This is a genomic window from Streptomyces sp. NPDC001514 (assembly GCF_053597075.1).
In genome coordinates, this window is sequence record NZ_JBSFHO010000028.1 from 50305 (window position 1) to 69856 (window position 19552).

The 19552-nt window shown below is 70.8% G+C and carries 16 protein-coding genes and 1 pseudogene; 3 read left to right on the forward strand and 14 right to left on the reverse strand.

Annotated features, from left to right (window positions below; all coding sequences use genetic code 11):
- Positions 1–177: 177 nt before the first annotated feature.
- From ACWCXB_RS25985 to ACWCXB_RS26005, 5 genes are all read right to left on the reverse strand, one after another.
- The gene (locus tag ACWCXB_RS25985; protein WP_450725983.1) at positions 178–1695 is read right to left on the reverse strand and encodes a DUF7059 domain-containing protein; all 1518 of its coding nucleotides are present in this window, start codon (positions 1693–1695) and stop codon (positions 178–180) included.
- A gap of 225 nt (positions 1696–1920) precedes the next feature.
- Positions 1921–2580 carry a small secreted protein gene (locus ACWCXB_RS25990; protein ID WP_450726053.1) on the reverse strand — a complete coding sequence of 220 codons (660 nt, stop codon included), beginning with the start codon at positions 2578–2580 and terminating at the stop codon, positions 1921–1923.
- A 240-nt stretch (positions 2581–2820) separates the two neighbouring features.
- Entirely contained in the window at positions 2821–5217 is a 2397-nt protein-coding gene (locus tag ACWCXB_RS25995) for a sodium-translocating pyrophosphatase (RefSeq protein ID WP_450725984.1), read from the reverse strand.
- Positions 5218–5489: 272 nt separating this feature from the next.
- Positions 5490–5966: an ATP-binding protein gene (locus ACWCXB_RS26000; protein WP_450725986.1), complete on the reverse strand. Its 477-nt coding sequence runs from the start codon at positions 5964–5966 to the stop codon at positions 5490–5492.
- 164 nt (positions 5967–6130) lie between these two features.
- Positions 6131–6484, reverse strand: coding sequence for an STAS domain-containing protein (locus ACWCXB_RS26005; protein ID WP_003967428.1), 354 nt, complete (start codon positions 6482–6484; stop codon positions 6131–6133).
- A gap of 79 nt (positions 6485–6563) precedes the next feature.
- Here ACWCXB_RS26005 and ACWCXB_RS26010 point away from each other — a divergent pair, with 79 nt between their 5' ends.
- Positions 6564–9164: a DEAD/DEAH box helicase gene (locus tag ACWCXB_RS26010; protein WP_450725988.1), complete on the forward strand. Its 2601-nt coding sequence runs from the start codon at positions 6564–6566 to the stop codon at positions 9162–9164.
- Positions 9165–9204: 40 nt separating this feature from the next.
- Here ACWCXB_RS26010 and ACWCXB_RS26015 read toward each other — a convergent pair.
- The 7 genes and pseudogenes from ACWCXB_RS26015 to ssd all read right to left on the reverse strand — a co-directional run.
- A pseudogene (locus ACWCXB_RS26015) lies at positions 9205–9471 on the reverse strand (Rv3654c family TadE-like protein); the annotation flags it as partial.
- A complete protein-coding gene (locus ACWCXB_RS26020; protein WP_450725990.1) occupies positions 9468–9872 on the reverse strand; it encodes a TadE family type IV pilus minor pilin in 405 nt (134 codons plus the stop codon). The pseudogene ACWCXB_RS26015 and the gene ACWCXB_RS26020, both read right to left, overlap by 4 nt.
- Positions 9859–10092 (reverse strand): DUF4244 domain-containing protein, encoded by a 234-nt coding sequence (locus ACWCXB_RS26025; RefSeq protein ID WP_450725991.1) that lies wholly within the window; start codon positions 10090–10092, stop codon positions 9859–9861. Before ACWCXB_RS26025 ends, ACWCXB_RS26020 begins: the two co-directional genes overlap by 14 nt.
- Positions 10093–10138: 46 nt before the next feature.
- On the reverse strand, positions 10139–10939 hold the full coding sequence (locus ACWCXB_RS26030; protein WP_450725993.1) for a type II secretion system F family protein: 801 nt from the start codon (positions 10937–10939) through the stop codon (positions 10139–10141).
- A complete protein-coding gene (locus ACWCXB_RS26035; RefSeq protein ID WP_450726055.1) occupies positions 10936–11769 on the reverse strand; it encodes a type II secretion system F family protein in 834 nt (277 codons plus the stop codon). Before ACWCXB_RS26035 ends, ACWCXB_RS26030 begins: the two co-directional genes overlap by 4 nt.
- Before the next feature lie 11 nt (positions 11770–11780).
- Positions 11781–12929 (reverse strand): TadA family conjugal transfer-associated ATPase, encoded by a 1149-nt coding sequence (locus ACWCXB_RS26040; protein WP_450725994.1) that lies wholly within the window; start codon positions 12927–12929, stop codon positions 11781–11783.
- Positions 12926–14047, reverse strand: a complete 1122-nt coding sequence (ssd, locus tag ACWCXB_RS26045) for a septum site-determining protein Ssd (RefSeq protein ID WP_450725995.1) — start codon at positions 14045–14047, stop codon at positions 12926–12928. Before ssd ends, ACWCXB_RS26040 begins: the two co-directional genes overlap by 4 nt.
- 630 nt (positions 14048–14677) lie before the next feature.
- On the opposite strand from ssd, the gene ACWCXB_RS26050 reads away from it, so the two are divergent.
- Entirely contained in the window at positions 14678–15520 is an 843-nt protein-coding gene (locus tag ACWCXB_RS26050) for an HAD family hydrolase (protein WP_450725997.1), read from the forward strand.
- Between the two features lie 407 nt (positions 15521–15927).
- On the opposite strand, the gene ACWCXB_RS26055 is transcribed toward ACWCXB_RS26050, so the two are convergent.
- Positions 15928–16752, reverse strand: coding sequence for an oxidoreductase (locus tag ACWCXB_RS26055; protein WP_450725999.1), 825 nt, complete (start codon positions 16750–16752; stop codon positions 15928–15930).
- 102 nt (positions 16753–16854) lie between these two features.
- Here ACWCXB_RS26055 and ACWCXB_RS26060 point away from each other — a divergent pair, with 102 nt between their 5' ends.
- Positions 16855–17850: an ATP-binding protein gene (locus tag ACWCXB_RS26060; RefSeq protein ID WP_450726001.1), complete on the forward strand. Its 996-nt coding sequence runs from the start codon at positions 16855–16857 to the stop codon at positions 17848–17850.
- A 60-nt stretch (positions 17851–17910) separates the two neighbouring features.
- Here ACWCXB_RS26060 and ACWCXB_RS26065 read toward each other — a convergent pair whose 3' ends face one another.
- Positions 17911–19257, reverse strand: coding sequence for a hypothetical protein (locus ACWCXB_RS26065; RefSeq protein WP_450726002.1), 1347 nt, complete (start codon positions 19255–19257; stop codon positions 17911–17913).
- Positions 19258–19552 lie beyond the last annotated feature (295 nt).

The window sequence follows — 19552 nt, forward strand, 5'->3', positions numbered from 1 at the left end:
TCGAGCCCTCTCCGCAGGCATGGCGTGCACCACACCGCACCGCACTGCACCGCGGTACGAACAATGGCCAGATTCACACGGGAAGTCTTGGCCAGGGGCCGCCGCCCCGTCGTCAGCGAGCACCAGGGAACCTTGCACGAGCTGTCGGTGAACCACACGACACGAACTGTGAGCGGACTATCCGCGAGCCGCCACCGGCTCCAGGAAGCCCTCCTCCACGAGCAGCCTGATCGCCTGTGGCGTGCGGTCGCGCAGCAGCACGGGATCCTCCCCGACGAGCTGGGCGATCGCGTCGAGGATCCGCCCGGCGCTGAGCGTGCCGTCACACACCCCGGCGAAGCCCGCGCCGACATGGTCGACCTTCGTGGCGCGGCGCATACCGCGGTTCTGCCGCAGCACGACGTGCTCGGGGTCCTCCGCGCCCGGCAGGCCGACCTGCTCCTGCATGACCTCCGGGGCGAGCACGAAGGCGCCGGCGAGCAGCGCCGCGTCGTCATGCGTGCGCAGATAGTCCTGGCGCTCGAAGTGGGCCCGTACGGTCTCGCCGAGGGGCTGTTCCACGGGGTGCGGCCACTCCTCCACGACGATCGACGGCTGCTCCGCCCCGGACTTGCGGAGCGTGATCCAGCCGAAGCCGACCGCTTTGGTCCCGCGCGCCTCGAACTCGTCCAGCCACGCGTCGTACCGCGCCGCGTACTCCTCCGGAGCGGTGCGGTGGTCACCGCTGTCCCGGAGCCACAGCTCGGCGTACTGCGTCACGTCCTGCACCTCGCGCTGCACGATCCAGGCGTCACAGCCGCGCGGCACCCAGGAGCGCACCCGCTCCTGCCAGTCCTCGCCCTCCACGTGCTGCCAGTTGGCGAGGAACTGCGCGAACCCCCCTTCGTTCAGCCGCTCCCCCGACTGCTGAACGAGCGAGCGGCAAAGATCGTCCCCGCCCATCCCGCCGTCCCGGTACGTCAGCCGGGCGCCGGGAGAGATGACGAAGGGGGGATTGGACACGATCAGGTCGTACGTCTCCGACTCGACCGGCGCGAAGAGCGAACCCTCCCGCAGATCGGCCTCGGGCGCCCCCGACAGCGCGAGCGTGAGGCGGGTGAACGCCAGCGCCCGGGGATTCAGATCGGTCGCCGTGACGCGGGTCGCGTGCTGGGTGGCGTGCAGCGCCTGGATCCCGGAGCCCGTGCCGACGTCGAGGGCGGAGGACACCGGCGTACGGACGGTGATGCCGGCGAGTGTGGTGGACGCGCCGCCGACGCCGAGCACCACGCCCTCTTCGCGGCCGCTCGCCCCGCCGGCGCCGCCGACCGCGCAGCCCAGATCGGAGACGATGAACCAGTCCTGGCCCTCGGGCCCGCCGTACGGCCGGACGTCGACCGTCGCGCGTACGCCGTCGCCGTCCTTGGCCACCCAGCCGTCGGCGAGCGCCTCGTCCAGCGGCAGGGCCGCGCGAGCGTGCTCGTACGACACCGTCTGCTGGAGGAGGAACAGCCGTACGAGCGTCTCCAGCGGGGAGTCCCCGCGGGTGGCCCGCAGCGCGGGCACGGTCTCGCTGCGGGCGAGCGCCGCATAGGCGGGCGCACCGAGCAGGTCGAGCAGTCCGTCGGCGGTGAACTCGGCGACGAGAAGGGCCTCGCGGAGCCGGGCGGACTGGTCGGGTGCGGGAAGGCCTGCAGCAGGGCTGGTCGTACTCACGGGCCCATTCTCTCCCGCGGGACAGGGCGGCGGCTCCTGCCGCGCGGATGGGCCGCCGCCCCCGGGCCGGATACCGGGTTACCGGGGCCGGATGTCGGCCCGGGTGACCCGGTATCCGTGAACGCGAACCGTGAGCGTGCTCGGGGAACTACAGGCGTGCTCGGTGAACTACAGGCGTGCTCGGTGAACTACAGGCGTGCTCGGTGAACTACAGGTGACTGGCGACTACTCGCCGGAGGACTTCGACGCACCGGCGGACTTGGACGGTCCGGTGGCGTTCGACGGCTTGGTCGCCGGCTTCGAGGCGCCCGAGCCCGGATTCGCGGTCGCCGTCCCCGACGGCTTCACCTTCTGACAGCCGGGCTCCTTGGCCATCGCCTGCCCCAGCTCGCCAGACTGCAGCTTGGCCAGCGAGTCCTGGTCCATCTTCTCGATCTTGGCCAGACCGTCCGCAACCTCCTGCAGACCATCGGCGAACTTCTGCTGGTCCTTCGGGTTGAGCGCGTCGATCTGCTTCTTCAGCGCGAGGTAGGCCGCGGAGGTGGCGTTGAGCTCCGTGACGGCGTCCTGCTGCAGCTTCGCGCCGTTCTCGACCGGCGGCGTGCCGGCCTTCTGCACCGCCGCGGCCAGGGCCTTGTTGGCGTCGGCGATGTCCTGGAAGGCCTTCGAGTCGGCGGCCTGGATGTCCGCGGGCTTGCCGTCGGCGGCGGTCGAGATGATCGTCTGCTGGGCGTCGGCCCTCTTCTGGATCTGCGGCTGTGCCTGGTCGCAGACCGTCTTGGCCCAGGCATTCACCTTGTCGTCACTGTCGTCGGCGGTGCAGCCCGACAGCGCGAGTACCAGTACAGCGCCGCCGGACAGCGCGGCCGCAAGCTTCTTGTTCACCTTCACCGGATCGGTCCCTTCCAAGGCTCTCGGCCCCGGAACATACACGCCAAGTGGACGACAATCGCATGACAGACGTCCAGTATGTAGGCTATTGCAGCCATTTGCACCAAGAGAGAGAAGGCTCTCATCGCCGGCCCACACCGGGGCGGCGCGGAGACGCGATCGGGCGGACAGCGCGTCAATCCGCGCCGCCCGCCCGTGCTTTGAGCAGGTGTTTCGTTCAGGCGTGTCGTATTCCTACGAAACGACCGCCGGGTCCGGTGACTTCGCCGTGCGCTCGGCGGCGTTGCCTTCGTCACCCATGGCGACGGAACGCCGCTTCGACACGTACACGGCGCCGATGATGACCAGGATCGCGAGCGTCGCGATCACGGCCCGTACGGCCGCGTTGGCGTCGTCACCGTAGCTGAACTGCACGACCGCGGGTGCGATCAGCAGTGCCACCAGGTTCATCACCTTCAGCAGGGGGTTGATCGCGGGACCCGCGGTGTCCTTGAACGGGTCGCCGACCGTGTCGCCGATGACCGTCGCGGCGTGCGCCTCGCTGCCCTTTCCGCCGTGGTGCCCGTCCTCGACGAGCTTCTTGGCGTTGTCCCAGGCGCCACCGGAGTTGGCGAGGAAGACGGCCATCAGGGTGCCGGTGGCGATGGCGCCCGCGAGGTACGAGCCCAGCGCGCCGACACCGAAGGTGAAGCCGACGGCGATCGGGGCCAGCACGGCGAGCAGACCGGGCGTGGCCAGTTCGCGCAGCGCGTCCTTGGTGCAGATGTCGACGACGCGCCCGTACTCCGGCTTCTCGCTGTAGTCCATGATCCCGGGGTGCTCGCGGAACTGCCGCCGCACCTCGTAGACCACCGAACCGGCCGACCGGGACACCGCGTTGATCGCCAGCCCCGAGAAGAGGAAGACGACCGCGGCACCGAGGACCAGGCCCACCAGGTTGTTGGGCTGGGAGATGTCCAGACTGAGGTTCATCTCCGCGGCCTTGGCACCCACCTCGGCGACGGAGGTGGCGATCGCGTCGCGGTACGAGCCGAAGAGCGCGGCCGCGGCGAGAACGGCGGTGGCGATGGCGATGCCCTTGGTGATCGCCTTGGTGGTGTTGCCGACGGCGTCGAGGTCGGTGAGGACCTGTGCGCCCGCACCCGTGACGTCGCCGGACATCTCGGCGATGCCCTGGGCGTTGTCGGAGACCGGGCCGAAGGTGTCCATCGCGACGATGACACCGACGGTGGTGAGCAGGCCGGTGCCGGCCAGTGCCACCGCGAACAGCGCGAGCATGATCGACGTACCGCCGAGCAGGAACGCCCCGTACACGCCGAGGCCGATCAACAGCGCCGTGTAGACGGCCGATTCCAGACCGACGGAGATACCGGCGAGTACGACGGTGGCCGCGCCGGTCAGCGACGACTTGCCGATGTCGCGGACGGGGCGGCGGTTCGTCTCGGTGAAGTACCCGGTCAGCTGCTGGATCAGGGCGGCGAGCACGATGCCGATGGCGACGGCCACGAGCGCGAGGATGCGCGGGTCGCCGGCATGGGACAGGATCGCGGCCTCCGTGACACCGTCCAGCTCCGCGTACGACGACGGCAGGTACACGAACACCGCTGCGGCCACCAGGGCCAACGAGATCACCGCGGAGATGAAGAATCCGCGGTTGATGGCGGTCATCCCGCTGCGGTCGGCGCGCCGCGGGGCGACCGCGAAGATGCCGATCATCGCGGTGACCACGCCGATCGCCGGAACGATCAGTGGGAAGGCCAGACCCAGATCACCGAAGGCGGCCTTGCCGAGGATGAGCGCGGCGACGAGCGTGACCGCGTACGACTCGAAGAGGTCGGCGGCCATGCCCGCGCAGTCGCCGACGTTGTCACCGACGTTGTCGGCGATGGTGGCGGCGTTGCGGGGGTCGTCCTCGGGGATGCCCTGCTCGACCTTGCCGACGAGGTCGGCGCCGACGTCCGCGGCCTTGGTGAAGATGCCGCCGCCGACACGCATGAACATGGCGATGAGCGCGGCGCCGAGACCGAAGCCCTCCAGGACCTTGGGGGCGTCCGCGGCGTAGACGAGTACCACGCAGGAGGCACCGAGCAGGCCGAGGCCCACCGTGAACATGCCGACCACGCCGCCCGTTCGGAAAGCGATCTTCATGGCCTTGTGCGAGACGGTCGTCAGATCCTTTGCCGGCTCGCCCTCCGCCGGTGTCGCCTCACGCGCGGCCGCGGCCACACGCACATTGGCCCGTACGGCGAGACGCATGCCGATGTATCCGGTGGCCGCCGAGAACAGCGCGCCCACCAGGAAGAACGCCGAACGTCCGGCGCGTTGGGACCAGTTGTCGGCCGGCAACAACATCAACAGGAAGAACACCACGACGGCGAAGATGCCGAGTGTGCGCAACTGCCGAGCCAGATAGGCATTCGCGCCTTCCTGTACGGCTGCCGCGATCTTCTTCATGGAATCGGTGCCTTCGCCGGCCGCCAGGACCTGGCGCACCAGCAGCTGGGCGACGATCAGTGCCGCCAGCGCGACGCCCGCGATGACAATCACGATCATCCGGTTGTCATCGGTGAGTACCGCAGCAGCGAGAGAAGTGGGGTGGTCGGTCAGGTGTGGGTTGAAGAGCCCCGCCATTCGTCCTCCTTGACGCTCAGAGCTCAAGATGTGGACGGATTGTAGGGAGCAGAACCTGATCAAAACAGGGCGCGACAAATGGAATTGACCTTCACTTGCTCCTCAGCAATAGATCGCGCCTCAGGATTCACCCCGAAAGCAGTAATGGGTCAAAAGCATTGACGCCAGGTCCGTGATCCGGGGAAATGAAAAAAGGCCCTGCTCAGCAGGGCCTGTTGGACGAACGCACGAGCGCATCGGCGTCAGCGTGACGCGCATGACCGGTCAAGCGGTCATGGTGCGATCGTGTCCGGATTCTTGGGCCAGCTCATGCGGATCACACCGCCGTCCACACCGGAGGTGACCTCGACGTCGTCGACGAGCCCGCTGATCACCGCGAGCCCCATCTGGTCCTCGCCACCGTCACCGTCCGTGTCCTCCGGTGCCCCTGCGGAGCCGGAACCGGGGCCGGTGCCTGTGCCGGACGCCTGTGCGCCGCCGGCCGACGAAGCTCCCGGAGCGGGCACCCCGTCGCCGACCTCGATCGAGAAGGTCTTCTCCTCCTCGGTGAGCACGACGCGCACGGGGGCGGTGATGCCGCTGCTGCGGTGCAGACCGACCGCACGGCTGCAGGCCTCACCCACGGCGAGCCTGACCTCGTCCAGCACGGCCTCGTCCACCCCGGCCCGGCGTGCCACGGCAGCGGCCACCAGACGGGCCGTCCTGACATGCTCGGGCTGGGCGCTGAAGCGCAGTTCAACGGTGGCCATGCGGTCCCCCTCGGACGTACGAGCGAGCGTGCAACTCCCGGGCCCGGGCGATGACGCCCGGAACCCCTGCCCTTCCTCAAGGATCTCCGGATCGCCCCGGAGCTCCCCGGAAGTCTCCGGACCCTACGGAACGGTCCGGAGCCCTCCGGGGCCTTCCGGCCGACTCAGTCGGTCGCCGCGACGGCCTCGTCGACCGTCGTGTGGATGGGGAACACCTTGGTCAGACCAGTGATCCGGAAGATCTTGAGAATGCGCTCCTGGTTGCAGACCAGGCGCAGCGAGCCTTCGTGTGCACGCACACGCTTGAGGCCGCCCACCAGCACGCCGAGGCCGGTCGAGTCGAGGAAGTCCACACCCTCCATGTCGACAACCAGGTGGTAGCTGCCGTCGTTCACCAACTCGACCAACTGCTCGCGCAGCTTGGGCGCGGTATACACATCAATCTCGCCACCGACCTCGACGACCGTACGGTCGCCACCAGGGCCGGACACATTGCGAGTCGACAGGGACAGGTCCACGGATCCTCCAGCACCTTGCTATCGAGCGGTCGCCCCTCGGGTCTCCCCGACGGAGCCAGGGGACGGATCTCCAGCCGCGATGGCATTCAATCACTTACCAGCAGCCATGCACGACGCCTTGGGACCATTGTCCGTCAGCCCAGTGACACACTCGGTGCCGATGGCCATGAATTACCGTCCCAGACGACCGCCCGAGAGCGGGGAAACCCGCCCCTCCCCCGGTACGGTCCTCGACCGGCTCACCGCGGGGGCGGGCCGGGCTGCGCGCATCACTCATACGGAGCACTTGCCCCCCAGGCCGGGCCGCCATGCAGTCTGGCCCCACCGCATCCGCGCGGAAGTGATCAACGCCATCCAGCAGGCGGGCATCGAGCACCCCTGGGCCCACCAGGCAGCCGCCGCCGAGCACGCCCTGGACGGCGAATCGGTCGTGATCGCCACAGGGACGGCCTCCGGCAAGTCGCTTGCGTATCTCGCTCCGGTCCTCAGCACGCTGCTCGACGGTGCCGAGGCCGCCAACGGGCGCGGCGCCACGGCCCTCTACCTCGCCCCGACCAAGGCCCTCGCCGCCGACCAGCGACGCGCCGTGAAGGAGCTCGCCGCTCCGTTGGGCAACCGGGTGCGACCGGCCGTGTACGACGGGGACACCCCCGTGGAGGAGCGGGAATGGGTCCGCCAGTACGCGAACTACGTGCTCACCAATCCGGACATGCTCCACCGTGGGATACTTCCCTCGCACCCCCGCTGGTCCTCCTTCCTGCGCACGCTGCGCTATGTCGTCATCGACGAGTGCCACACCTACCGGGGCGTATTCGGCTCGCATGTCGCCCAGGTCCTGCGCCGCCTCCGCCGCGTATGCGCCCGCTACGGGGCGAACCCTGTCTTCCTCCTCGCCTCCGCCACCGCCGCGGAACCCGCCGTCGCCGCCCGCCGCCTCACCGGCCTGCCCGTCACGGAGGTCTCCGACGACGCCTCGCCCCGCGGCGAGCTCGTCTTCGCCCTCTGGGAGCCGCCGCTCACCGAGCTGCACGGTGAGAAGGGCGCCCCCGTACGCCGCACCGCTACGGCCGAGACCGCCGACCTCCTCACCGACCTGACCATCCAGGGCGTCCGCACGGTCGCGTTCGTACGCTCCCGGCGCGGCGCCGAGCTGATCTCCGTCATCGCCCAGGAACGTCTGGCCGAGGTGGACCGCACCCTGGCCCGCAGGGTCGCCGCCTACCGGGGCGGCTACCTGCCGGAGGAGCGCCGCGCCCTGGAGCAGGCCCTGCACTCCGGCGAGCTGCTCGGCCTGGCCGCCACCACGGCCCTGGAGCTGGGGGTCGACGTCTCCGGCCTGGACGCGGTTGTGATCGCCGGCTATCCGGGCACCCGGGCTTCGCTGTGGCAGCAGGCAGGCCGGGCCGGACGCTCAGGGCAGGGCGCCCTCGCCGTCCTGGTCGCCCGCGACGACCCGCTGGACACGTTCCTCGTCCACCACCCCGAGGCGCTCTTCCAGCAGCCGGTCGAGTCCACCGTCCTCGACCCCGACAACCCGTACGTCCTCGCCCCGCACCTGTGCGCGGCCGCCGCGGAGCTGCCACTGTCGGAGGACGACCTGGACCTCTTCGGTCCCGCCGTACCGGAGCTGCTGCCCCAACTGGAGAACGCCGGGCTGCTGCGCAGGCGCACCACAGGCTGGTACTGGACCCGCCGCGAGCGGGCCGCCGACCTCACCGACATCCGGGGCGAGGGCGGCCGGCCGGTGCAGATCGTCGAGGCCGCGACCGGCCGGCTGCTCGGCACGGTCGACGAACCCGCCTCGCACGCCGCCGTCCACGAAGGCGCCGTCCACCTCCACCAGGGCCGTACGTATCTGGTGAAGCAGCTGGACCTGGAGGACTCCGTCGCCCTCGTCGAGGAGGCGAACCCGCCGTACTCCACCACCGCCCGCGACACCACCTCCATCTCCATCCTGGACACCGACACCGAGATCCCATGGGGCGCCGGCCGCCTCTGCTACGGGTCCGTCGAGGTCACCAACCAGGTCGTCTCCTTCCTCCGCAGGAAGCTGATCACCGGGGAGGTGCTCGGCGAGACCAAGCTCGATCTACCGCCGCGCACCCTGCGGACCCGGGCCGTGTGGTGGACGGTCACCGAGGACCAGCTGGAGGCCGCACGGGTGAATCCGGAGCAGCTGGGCGGGGCTCTGCACGCCGCCGAGCACGCCTCCATCGGGATGCTCCCGCTCTTCGCCACCTGCGACCGCTGGGACATCGGCGGGGTATCTGTCCCGCTGCACCCGGACACCCTGCTGCCCACCGTCTTCGTGTACGACGGCCACCCGGGCGGCGCGGGCTTCGCCGAGCGGGCCTTCCACACCGCCCGTGACTGGCTGACCGCGACCCGCGAGGCCATCGCCTCCTGCGAGTGCGAGGCGGGCTGCCCGTCCTGTATTCAGTCCCCCAAGTGCGGCAACGGCAACGAACCTCTGCACAAGCGCGCCGCCGTCCGCCTGCTGACGGTCCTCCTCAGGGAGGCACCGGTCCCTGCCCCGGCCGCCCCGTCCCAGGGCGCCCCGCCGCCTGGGACCACCCCGTCGGGCCCGGAGGCACCCGGGAGCCCGGAGACACCTGCGGGTGCACCGCCAGAAACTCCTGAGGGGGCACTGGGCCATCCGGAGGACCCGCCCGGGATCTGACCTCCGGCCGGTACGGCCCGAGGGCGGCCCTGGCCGTCACATCGGCGATCTCTCCGGTCACCGCGCACCGCACCACGGCCGTCCCCTGGGCGCGGGCCACCCGCGCCGCCGCATCGCACGCCTGCCCCGCACCGTCCAGAGCCCGGTCCGCTGCGGCGAGCGCCGCCAGGTCGGCCGCGGCGCCCGCGCGGTGGCGTGCGACGACCGCCTGGCCCATGGCGAGCACCGCGGCGAAAACCGCACATATCGCGCACGCCGCCATGGCCACCCACACGGTCGCCGAGCCCTGGTCGCGGCTCCTGCTCATGGCGCGCCGCTCCCCACCGTCTCCTCCGCGAGCGCGGCGGCTTCCGCGGTCAGGGTCAGCGCCAGCCCTCCCGGGCCGGGTGTCGGGGCCTCCACCCGGACCCGCCACAGGTCGCCTTCCCGGTCCAGCGAGACCCGGGCGTCGCGCGGGGCGGCCGACCGGGCGGCGGCGAGCGCCGCGGCCTCCGGCTCCGATCGCGCGGCCGCCCGCGCCCCGGCCCGGGCCGCGTCCACGCACTGGATCTGCGCGGACGCCGCCACCAGAGCCCACACCAGCGCCATCGTGAACACCACCAGCGCCGGAACGGCCACGGCCGCCTCCGCCGTCACGGACCCCCGGTCCACGGGCGTCGACGTGTCCGCCGCCGCGGCCGCCGCGGCGACGGTGTCAGAACTGGGCACTGAGCGCCTTCCCGATGACCGACTCGAGCGCAGTCGACACCGTCCCGCTCGTCACCACCTTGTAGAGGACCGCGGCAAAGGCACAGGCCGCGATCGTTCCCATCGCGTACTCCGACGTCGTCATCCCCGCGTCGCGACGCGCCCGTGTCCTGCCCAGCCAGGCCCGCGCATTCGCCTCCGCATGAGTCGCCCGGTCCTTCATCCGCATCATGAACCTCATCTCAACCCCCTGAATCCGTTGATCAGTTGCTGTGTCGGTCGTCGTGTCAGTCGCCGTGCAGCAGTCCGCTCGCCAGGCCGATCACCATCGGGGCCACCCCGATCGCCAGGAACGCGGGCAGGAAGCAGAGCCCCACCGGTGCCGTGATCAGGACCTGGGCGCGCTGGGCCCGCGCCGCGGCGCTCCTGGCCCGCTCCGCGCGGAGACCTGCGGCCAGCCGGGAGACCGGCTCCGCCGCCGGCGCCCCCGAGGAACCGGACCGCTCCAGACAGCGGGCCAGCCCGGCCGCGCCCGGTATCTCACCGAACCGCCCCCACGCCTGCGCCGGTTCGCTGCCGAGGCGCAGTTCCGCTGCGGTCTTCGTCAGGCGCCCGCCGACCGGACCGCCCAACGACTCCCCGACCGCTTCTGCCGCCTCACCTGGCCCGGCCCCGGCCGAGACACAGGCGGCCAGCAGATCGGCGGCGAGCGGCAGTTGCTCCGCCGAGGGGTCCTCGCCCACGGCCCTGTCCCGTGCGCGCCCCTGCTGCCACTTCTTCAGGGCGTACGCCCCCGCCGCTCCCAGCAGGAATCCCGTCACGCCACCCGCGAGGACCCAGCCGATGATCACGGCCACCGCCGGAAGGGCCCACTCCCGCACCCGGGCTCCCGCCATGACCACGGCCCCGACCTCGACCCCGGGCAGCTGCCTCCGACGCTGCTGCCCGTACTCCACTGCCAGCAGAGCCGCGATCCGCCCGCGCACCCGCCTCTCGCGCCGCCATCCCGCCGCCAGGCAGCACAGCCAAACCAGGGCGGCCGCCACCGGGACCGCCGCCCCCAGCCCGTGAACGAACTCACCGCTCATGGCCGCTCCCCCGCCCGCACGATCCGCGCCGCCCAGCACAGCCCTGCGGCCTCCAGCAGCCCGCCCACCAGCAGGCACCCCACGCCGACAGGGCTGTGCAGCAGCACCCGCAGCGGATCGGCTCCCAGCGCCCAGCCCAGGCCCAGTCCGACCACCGGGAGCAGCGCCAGCACGACGACCGTCGACCACGCTCCGGCCAACTGGGCGCGCAGCCCCTCCCGTTGATCCCGCTCGGCCCGGAGCGCCGCCTCCAGCCGGTCGAGACCGGAGGCCAGCCCCGCCCCGCTGTCCACCGACACCCGCCAGCAGGCCGCGAGTCCGGCCAGCCCGTCCGCGCCCGGCTCACGGGCCGCCCGCCGCAGCTCCGCGGGCACATCGCCGCCGAACCGTGCGGCCGCCAGCACCGCGGCCTCCGCCCCGCCGAGCGCCCCGGTGTCCCGGCCTGCGGTCAGCAGCGCCTGCCCGGGCTGGCGACCTGCCCGCAGCTCGCCCGCGATCCCGCCGCAAAGCGCGATCACCGCATCGGCTCTGCGTTCCTTCGCCCGTCTCCGCTCCCCGTCCCGCAACCGCCGCCCCACCAGGGGCACCGCGATCACGCCCACGACCAGCGGCAGCACCGACGCCCCGAGCACAGCGAGCACCAACGCCACCGGCAGACACAGCCACTCCCGTCGCAGCCGCCGCACCGCCCGCAACCGCCGCTCCCAGTCCCACCGGGGGGCCAGGTCCACGGCGCCCCCTCCCGCAAGCACGAGCCTCGCCCGCCGCGCCCCCTGGTCCCCGCCGGCCCTCATCCATGCCGCGGCGCCCGCACAGACCGCCGCACACATCGCCACCGTCGTCACCACGCACCCCCGATCAGCAGCCGCAGCCGCTCCCAGCCCCGCTCCCGCGCGAAGCCCGCCGCGCCCCACCGCAGCGCCGGTACGGTCATCACCAGCCCCGCCACGTCCCGCTCCAGCACATGCACCTCTGCGATCCGGCGCCGCCCGTCCCGGTCCCGGACGAGATGGACCACCACCGACAGCGCGGCCGCCAACTGGCTGTGCAGCGCGGCCCGGTCGAGCCCGGCCGCCGTACCCAGGGCCTCCAGCCGGGCCGGCACATCGGTGGCCGTGTTGGCGTGGACGGTGCCGCAGCCGCCGTCATGGCCCGTGTTCAACGCGGCCAGCAGATCGGTGACTTCGGCGCCGCGCACCTCGCCCACCACCAGCCGGTCGGGCCGCATCCGCAGGGCCTGGCGCACCAGGTCCCGCAGTGTGACCCGGCCCGCGCCCTCCTGGTTCGCCGGGCGGGACTCCAGCCGCACCACATGCGGATGGTCGGGCCGCAGCTCCGCCGAGTCCTCGGCCAGCACGATCCGCTCGCGCTCACCGACGAGCCCCAGCAGCGTCGACAACAGCGTCGTCTTGCCCGAGCCCGTACCACCGCTGACCAGATACGAGACCCTGGCCTCGATCAGCGCCCCGAGCAGCTGGTCCCCGCCCGGCGGGATCGTCCCCGCAGCGACGAGCTCGCTCAGCGAGAAGGCCCTTGGCCGCACCACCCGCAGCGACAGACAGGTCGAGCCGACCGCGACCGGGGGCAGCACCGCATGCATGCGGGTGCCGTCCGGGAGCCTGGCGTCCACCCAGGGGCGGGCGTCGTCCAGCCGCCGCCCCGCGACCGCCGCGAGGCGCTGCGCCAGCCTGCGCACCGCCGCCGCGTCGGAGAAGGTGACATCGGTGAGCTGGAGCCCGCCGCCCCGGTCCACCCACACCCGGTCCGGCGCCGACACCAGGACATCCGTCACCTCGGGGTCGGCGAGGAGCGACTGCAGCGGCCCCGTCCCCACCAGCTCGCACCGCAATTCCTCCGCGGCGCCCAGCACTTCCGCGTCCCCGAGCAGCCGCCCCTGCGCGCGCAACGCGGCCGCCACCCTGGCCGGGGTCGGCTCGGCCCCGCTCTCGGCGAGTCGCTGCCGTACGGCTTCGAGGAGTGCCGCGGTCATGAGACGCCACCGCCCGCGAGCACCCGCTCCCAGAACGCCGAACAGAATCGGGCCAGTGGCCCCCGCGCGCCCGCACCCGGTGGGATACCCCCGTCCAGGTCGGCGGACAGTCCCGTGTCCACAGGCAGTTCGCCCGCCAGCGGCAGCCCGAGTGCGTCGGCCACCCACTGCTCGTCCAGCCCCGACGCGTACGGTCCGCGCACCACGACCCGCAGATCGCCGAGCACCATGCCCACCGTCGACGCGACGCGCCTCGCCGCGGCCACCGCGCGCAGCTCTCCGGGCACCACCAGCAGCCCGAGGTCCAGCTGGGCCAGCGCCTCCGCAACCCCTTCGTCGACCCGGCGGGGCAGATCCACGACCACCACTCCGCCACGTCTGCGGGCCGCGGCCAGCACCGAGCGCATGGACTCGGGAGGCACCACCACCGAATCGCCGCGGTCCCAGCTCAGCACGCGCAGTCCATGCACCGACGGCAGCGACTCCTCAAGGGCGCCACCCGCCACCCTGCCCTTCGATGCCGCGAAGTCCGGCCAGCGTCTGCCCTCGGCCTGCTCCCCGCCGAGAAGCACATCGAGCCCACCGCCCAGCGGATCGCCGTCCACGAGCATCGTGCGCCGCCCCGCGCGGGCAGCCGTCACGGCGAGCGCCCCGGCCAGCGTGGACGCACCTGCGCCGCCCCTGCCACCGATCACGCCGACCGTCAGCGCGGGCCGGCCGACGCCTTCGGCCACATCGGCGATCCGGTCGACGAGCCAGCTCTCGGCGTCGGGCAGTCGCAGCACGCAGTCGGCGCCGATCTCCACCGCCCGCCGCCACACCTGCGGATCGTCCTGGTCCCGGCCGACGAGCAGCACACCGGGCCTGCGGGTGGCCCCTCGGCAGCGGGCGGCGGCGTCATCCCCGACCAGGACCAGCGGCGCACTCTCCCAGCTCGCTCTGTCCTCGGGCACCGCGTGGTGGACCTGTGGATCGGCGCCCGCCGCGGCGCACAGCCGCAGCAGATCGTCGAGCAGCTCCAGGTCCTCCGTGACGATCAGAGGTCCGCCCCGCCGCTCACCGACGGACGGCCGCCCGCTGGAGACGCTGGGGACGCCGGACGCACCGGCACCGGACACGCCGGCACCAGACGAGCCAGACGCACCAGAGACACCAGAGACACCAGAGGCACCAGAGACGTCAGGCACCCCGGAGGAGCCGAACCCTCCGGATGTGCCCGACGTATCAGATGTGATGAAACCCGACACGATTTCTCCCCCTCTCACCCCACTGCCGCAGTGGGTGCCACGAGGCCGGCGCACCGGCCCGGATCCGTGATTCCTTAGGCCCGCGAAGTTCGCGGACGGAATCACCGTGCAGCGCGCCCGGAAATCGTGCGGATCTTGCTCCAAAACTGTGGACAACTCGCGAGTTGTGAATATCGCGGTAGCCCATACCGGTGACTTACCGCACCACTTCCGGAGCGCAGCCCATCGGATACACAGCGTGACGATCCTCTGCCGTCCACAGACACGCCACATGGACCCGAAGGAGAGGAAAACGATGAGCCGCGAGGGACGAAAATGCGTCCGGACATGCGACGACCCCCGCCGGGGGGGAGAGCGGGGGTCGTCCCCACGGCCGACTCGGGGGGGGAGGAGTCGGGCCGGGTTAGCACGGTCGCGAACGATCCGTGACTTCCATGGTGTACCCGAGAGCCTTCTCAGGCAAACCCACGCGCCCCAGCTTACGCCGAATGGTGGGCGCCTATGCTCGGCGTCGTGGAAAACCACTCCTTGCCGCGCACAGCAGCCTTCTTTGACCTGGACAAGACGGTCATTGCGAAGTCGTCGACGCTGACCTTCAGCAAGTCCTTCTACCAAGGGGGACTGATCAACCGCCGCGCCGTACTGCGCACCGCGTACTCACAGTTCGTCTTCCTCGCGGGAGGCGCGGACCACGACCAGATGGAGCGGATGCGCCACTACCTGTCCGCCCTCTGCAAAGGCTGGAACGTTCGCCAGGTCAAAGAGATCGTCGCCGAGACCCTCCACGATCTGATCGACCCGATCATCTACGACGAGGCCGCGTCCCTCATCGAGGAGCACCACGCGGCCGGGCGCGACGTCGTGATCGTCTCCACCTCCGGCGCGGAGGTCGTCGAACCGATCGGCGAGTTGCTCGGCGCGGACCGTGTCGTCGCGACCCGCATGGTCGTCGGCGACGACGGCTGTTACACGGGAGAGGTCGAGTACTACGCCTACGGGCCGACCAAGGCCGAGGCGATCAAGGGGCTCGCGGAGTCCGAGGGGTACGACCTGTCGCGCTGTTACGCGTACAGCGACTCCATCACCGATGTCCCCATGCTCCAGTCCGTCGGTCATCCGTACGCGGTCAACCCGGACCGTGCGCTGCGCCGCGAGGCGGCATCACGCGATTGGCCGATTCTCGTCTTCAACCGCCCGGTACGACTGAAGCAGCGGATCCCCGCGTTCACGATGCCGGCACGTCCTGCGCTGGTCGCGGCGGTCGCGGTGGGAGCAGCAGTCGCCACCGCCGGGCTGGTCTGGTACGCGAGCCGCCGCCGCAGCGCGAACTTTGCCCATATTTGAGGTTATAAGTAAAGAAGTGCAGCCAGGGGTTCCGCTCGCCGGGCCGCTGGAGTACAAAGGACTTACGGCCCGCGAGACCTGGGACATCCGAGAGGATCACCAATCACGCAGTAAAGGCCCACGGACCGAAGTATGGACGCCGAGCACCCACGCGACGTCGACCCGTCGATTACGGGCCAGCCGCACCAGGTGACGGGCAAAGTTCCCGACCTGATGGGCAACATATCGAGGACGCTTGGTAACTGGGCGGACATGCCAGCGGCGGTACCAATTCTGGTACCGCCGCAACCCTTTGTGCGGGCCTGTCTCGTCGTAGGACCTCGTCTCGTCGTAAGGCCTCGTCCGTCGTAGGGCCTGTTTCGTGCAGGCCTCGTATCGACCCGGCCCGGACGCCTGAGCCCTGAAACCTACGCCGCACCCCGCTGCAAGGCCTCGCAGACGGCGGTCGATTCCCGTACGCCGAGTTCGACCGCGCGGCCGCAGTGCGCGATCCAGGCCGCCATCCCCTCCGGGGTTCCCGACAAGTAGCCGTCGAAGGCGGAGACGTACGCCGCGCGGCCGAGCTCCGCATGGCCGACCTCGGCCGGGCAGATCGACTTGGGGTCGAGTCCACTGCCCACCAGGACGATGCGTTCGGCGGCCCGGGCCACCAGTCCGTTGGACGAGGAGAACGGGCGCAGGGCGAGCAGTTCACCGTGTACGACCGAGGCCATCACCAGCGCCGGAGCCGAACTGCCCGCGATGATCAGCTCCGAGAGCCCTTCCAGCCGCCCGGCCACCTCGTCCGCGTCCGGCAGCGGCGCTTCGATCAGCGGCTCGTCGACCTTCTCGCCCGCGAGCCGGGGACGGCCGACCGTCTCGTCCGGCGCCGCGCCGCCTGCGGCCACCAGATGCAGCCGGGCCAGCACCCGCAGCGGCGACTGCCGCCAGATGGACAGCAGCTGGCCGGACTCGGCGGTCAGCCTCAGGGCCGCACCGACGGTACGGGCCTCGTCCTCGCCGCCGAAGTCGCTGCGCCGGCGCACCTCTTCCAGCGCCCAGTCGGCACCCGAGAGCGCCGCGGAGGCGCGGGCTCCGCGCAGAGCCGCCTCCGACGCGACCTCGTTGCTGCGGCGGCGCATGACCCGGTGGCCGTAGACCCGGTCGACGGCCTTGCGTACAGAGTCCACGGCATCCGCGACCCCGGGCAGGGCACCCAGTGCGGCGAGAGGGTCAGAGGCGTTCGTACTCATAAGTAGCGAGGCTACGCGCCCCGAGGGCCGACCCCACGTTGGAGTGGTCTTCTTCACCCACTCCGACCACGAGGCGCATTCGAACCGCTACCGTAGGTGAACATGAAGATCGCTTTCGTAGGGAAGGGCGGCAGCGGCAAAACCACGCTGTCCTCGCTCTTCATCCGCCACCTTGCCGCACAGCAGGCCCACGTCGTCGCGGTGGACGCCGACATCAATCAGCACCTGGGCGCGGCGCTCGGACTCGACGACGACGAGGCCTCGGCGCTTCCCGCGCTGGGCGCGCACCTCATGCTCATCAAGGACTATCTGCGCGGCACGAATCCGCGGATCGCGTCCGCCGCGACGATGATCAAGACCACGCCTCCGGGCGAGGGTTCACGGCTGCTGCGCGTACGTGAGGACAACCCGGTCTACGAGGCCTGCGCACGAACCGTCCGACTGGACGACGGGGAGATCCGACTGATGGCGACCGGCCCGTTCACCGAGGCCGATCTCGGGGTGGCCTGTTACCACTCCAAGGTCGGGGCGGTCGAGCTGTGCCTCAACCATCTCGTCGACGGCCCGGACGAGTACCTCGTGGTCGACATGACCGCCGGTTCGGACTCCTTCGCCTCCGGGATGTTCACCCGCTTCGACATGACGTTCCTCGTCGCAGAGCCGACCCGGAAGGGCGTCTCCGTCTACCGGCAGTACAAGGAGTACGCACGGGACTTCGGCGTCTCGCTCAAGGTCGTCGGCAACAAGGTGCAGGGGCAGGACGATCTGGACTTCCTGCACGAGCAGGTGGGCGACGACCTGCTCGTCGCTGTCGGGCACTCGGAGTGGGTGCGGGCGATGGAGAAGGGCCGTCCGGCCCGCTTCGGGCAGTTGGAGGAGCAGACCCGGGCGGCGCTGCGCGCGCTGCAGGCCGAGGCCGACGCGTCGTACAGCCGGCGGGACTGGGGGCGTTACACGCGCCAGATGGTGCACTTCCATCTGAAGAACGCGGAGAGCTGGGGCAACGCAAAGACGGGAGCCGACCTGGCCGCGCAGGTCGACCCCGCCTTCGTCCTCGGGGAGCCGGCCGCGGAGGTCAGCGCTCCCCAGCCGGCCTGACCCGCTCCCCGGCCGGCCCGACCGACCCGCTCTGAAGCAGCCACATCAGGCCGGGCCGTGTCAGCCCGGGCATTCCCGCAACGGCACCCCGCAGAGCGGATTCGCGACCACCGCCGATCCGGCGGACGTGGCCGACCTGGCCGACCTGGGCGACTTGAGCGACTTGGCGGGCTTCGCGGGCTGGGGGGTCATGAAGGCCTCCCAGCCCCGCTTCGGCGGCTGGCCGACCTTGAGGGTGCGCAACTTCGCCAGGACCTGCGGGTCCTGTGCGTCGAGCCAGTCGGCGAGCTGCCGGAACGAGACGCACCGGACCTCCCGCTTCACACAGACCGTCGCGATGGTCTCCTCGATGGCGCGCATGTACGTGCCGCCGTTCCAGGACTCGAAGTGGTTGCCGATGATCAGCGGGGCGCGATTGCCTTCGTACGCTCGGTCGAAGGCCCGGATCAAGCCGTCGCGCATCTGGTCGCCCCAGTACCTGTGCATAAGGGTGGCGCCCTTGCTCGTCCCCGACTGATTGATCATGAAGTTGTAGTCCATGGAGAGCGCCTCGAAGGCGCGGCCCGGGACGGGGATCGTCTGGAGCGAGAGGTCCCACAGGCCGCGCTCCTTCCTGGGCCAGACCTGGTCGCTGACGCCGCTGGCGTCGTAGCGGAAGCCCAGCCGGCTCGCGGCCTTCATGAAGTTCTCGCGCCCCTCCAGGCAGGGGGTGCGGGCGCCGATGAGCTCCTTCTCGTAGTCGAAGGGCAGGGGCGGCTCCTTCGCCAGTCCGGCGTTCGTCTTCCAGTTCTTCACAAAGGACTTGGCCTGGCTGATCTCGCTCTCCCACTCCTCGACCGACCAGGTGCCGACGCCGGCCTCCGGGCCGCAGAAGTGGCCGTTGAAGTGGGTGCCGATCTCGTTGCCCTCCAGCCAGGCGCCGCGTAGTTCGCGCACGGTGTCCCTGATTCCCCGGGTGTCGTTGAAGCCGATTTCGGAGCTGCCCCGCGAGTGCTGGGGCGGGTCGTACATCGTGGCCTTCTTCTCGGGCAGCAGGTACACGCCGCTGAGGAAGTAGGTCATTGTCGCGTCGTACTTCCTGCCCACCGCACGGAAGCGGGAGAAGAGCTTCTGGCTGTCCTCACTGGCACCGTCCCAGGAGAACACCACGAACTGCGGGGGCTTCTGACCGGACTTCAGGCGCTTCGGCTCGGGCACTCCGGGCTGGATTCCCGTGTAGGCGGTCGAGCCGTCGCCGATGAGGCGGATCACGCCACCAGGGGCGGCGGCTCCCTTCGCTCCCAGTAGGCCGTATCCGGAACCGTCGGCGGAGCAGCCTGCGAAGCCGACGGCCAGCGCCGTGGCGGCAGCGGCACCGAAGGCGAACTTCCTCGTGGCGGGCAGCATCCGTCCACCCTCTTCTCTCATTTGCAGCGATCGTCTGCTTATCAGCCGATCTGACTGCAAATGCCAAATTCACACCGCTCGAGAGAGAGGGGATGGCGACAGGCCGAGCCGAAATGATTAATCACCGAAACGGGTGAACCATTGCCCTATTTGCCCCGGAAATCATGCCGCAGTCTTTACTCTGCATTACGATCCATTTACCGAGAGTTGAGATTGCACCGACGCCGGGACGGGTGCGGCGCATCGAGACTCCGGGTTCGACCATCCCGCCGCTGTACGCCGTGACCCACGGCCGCGACCCCCACGTTCCGCGACC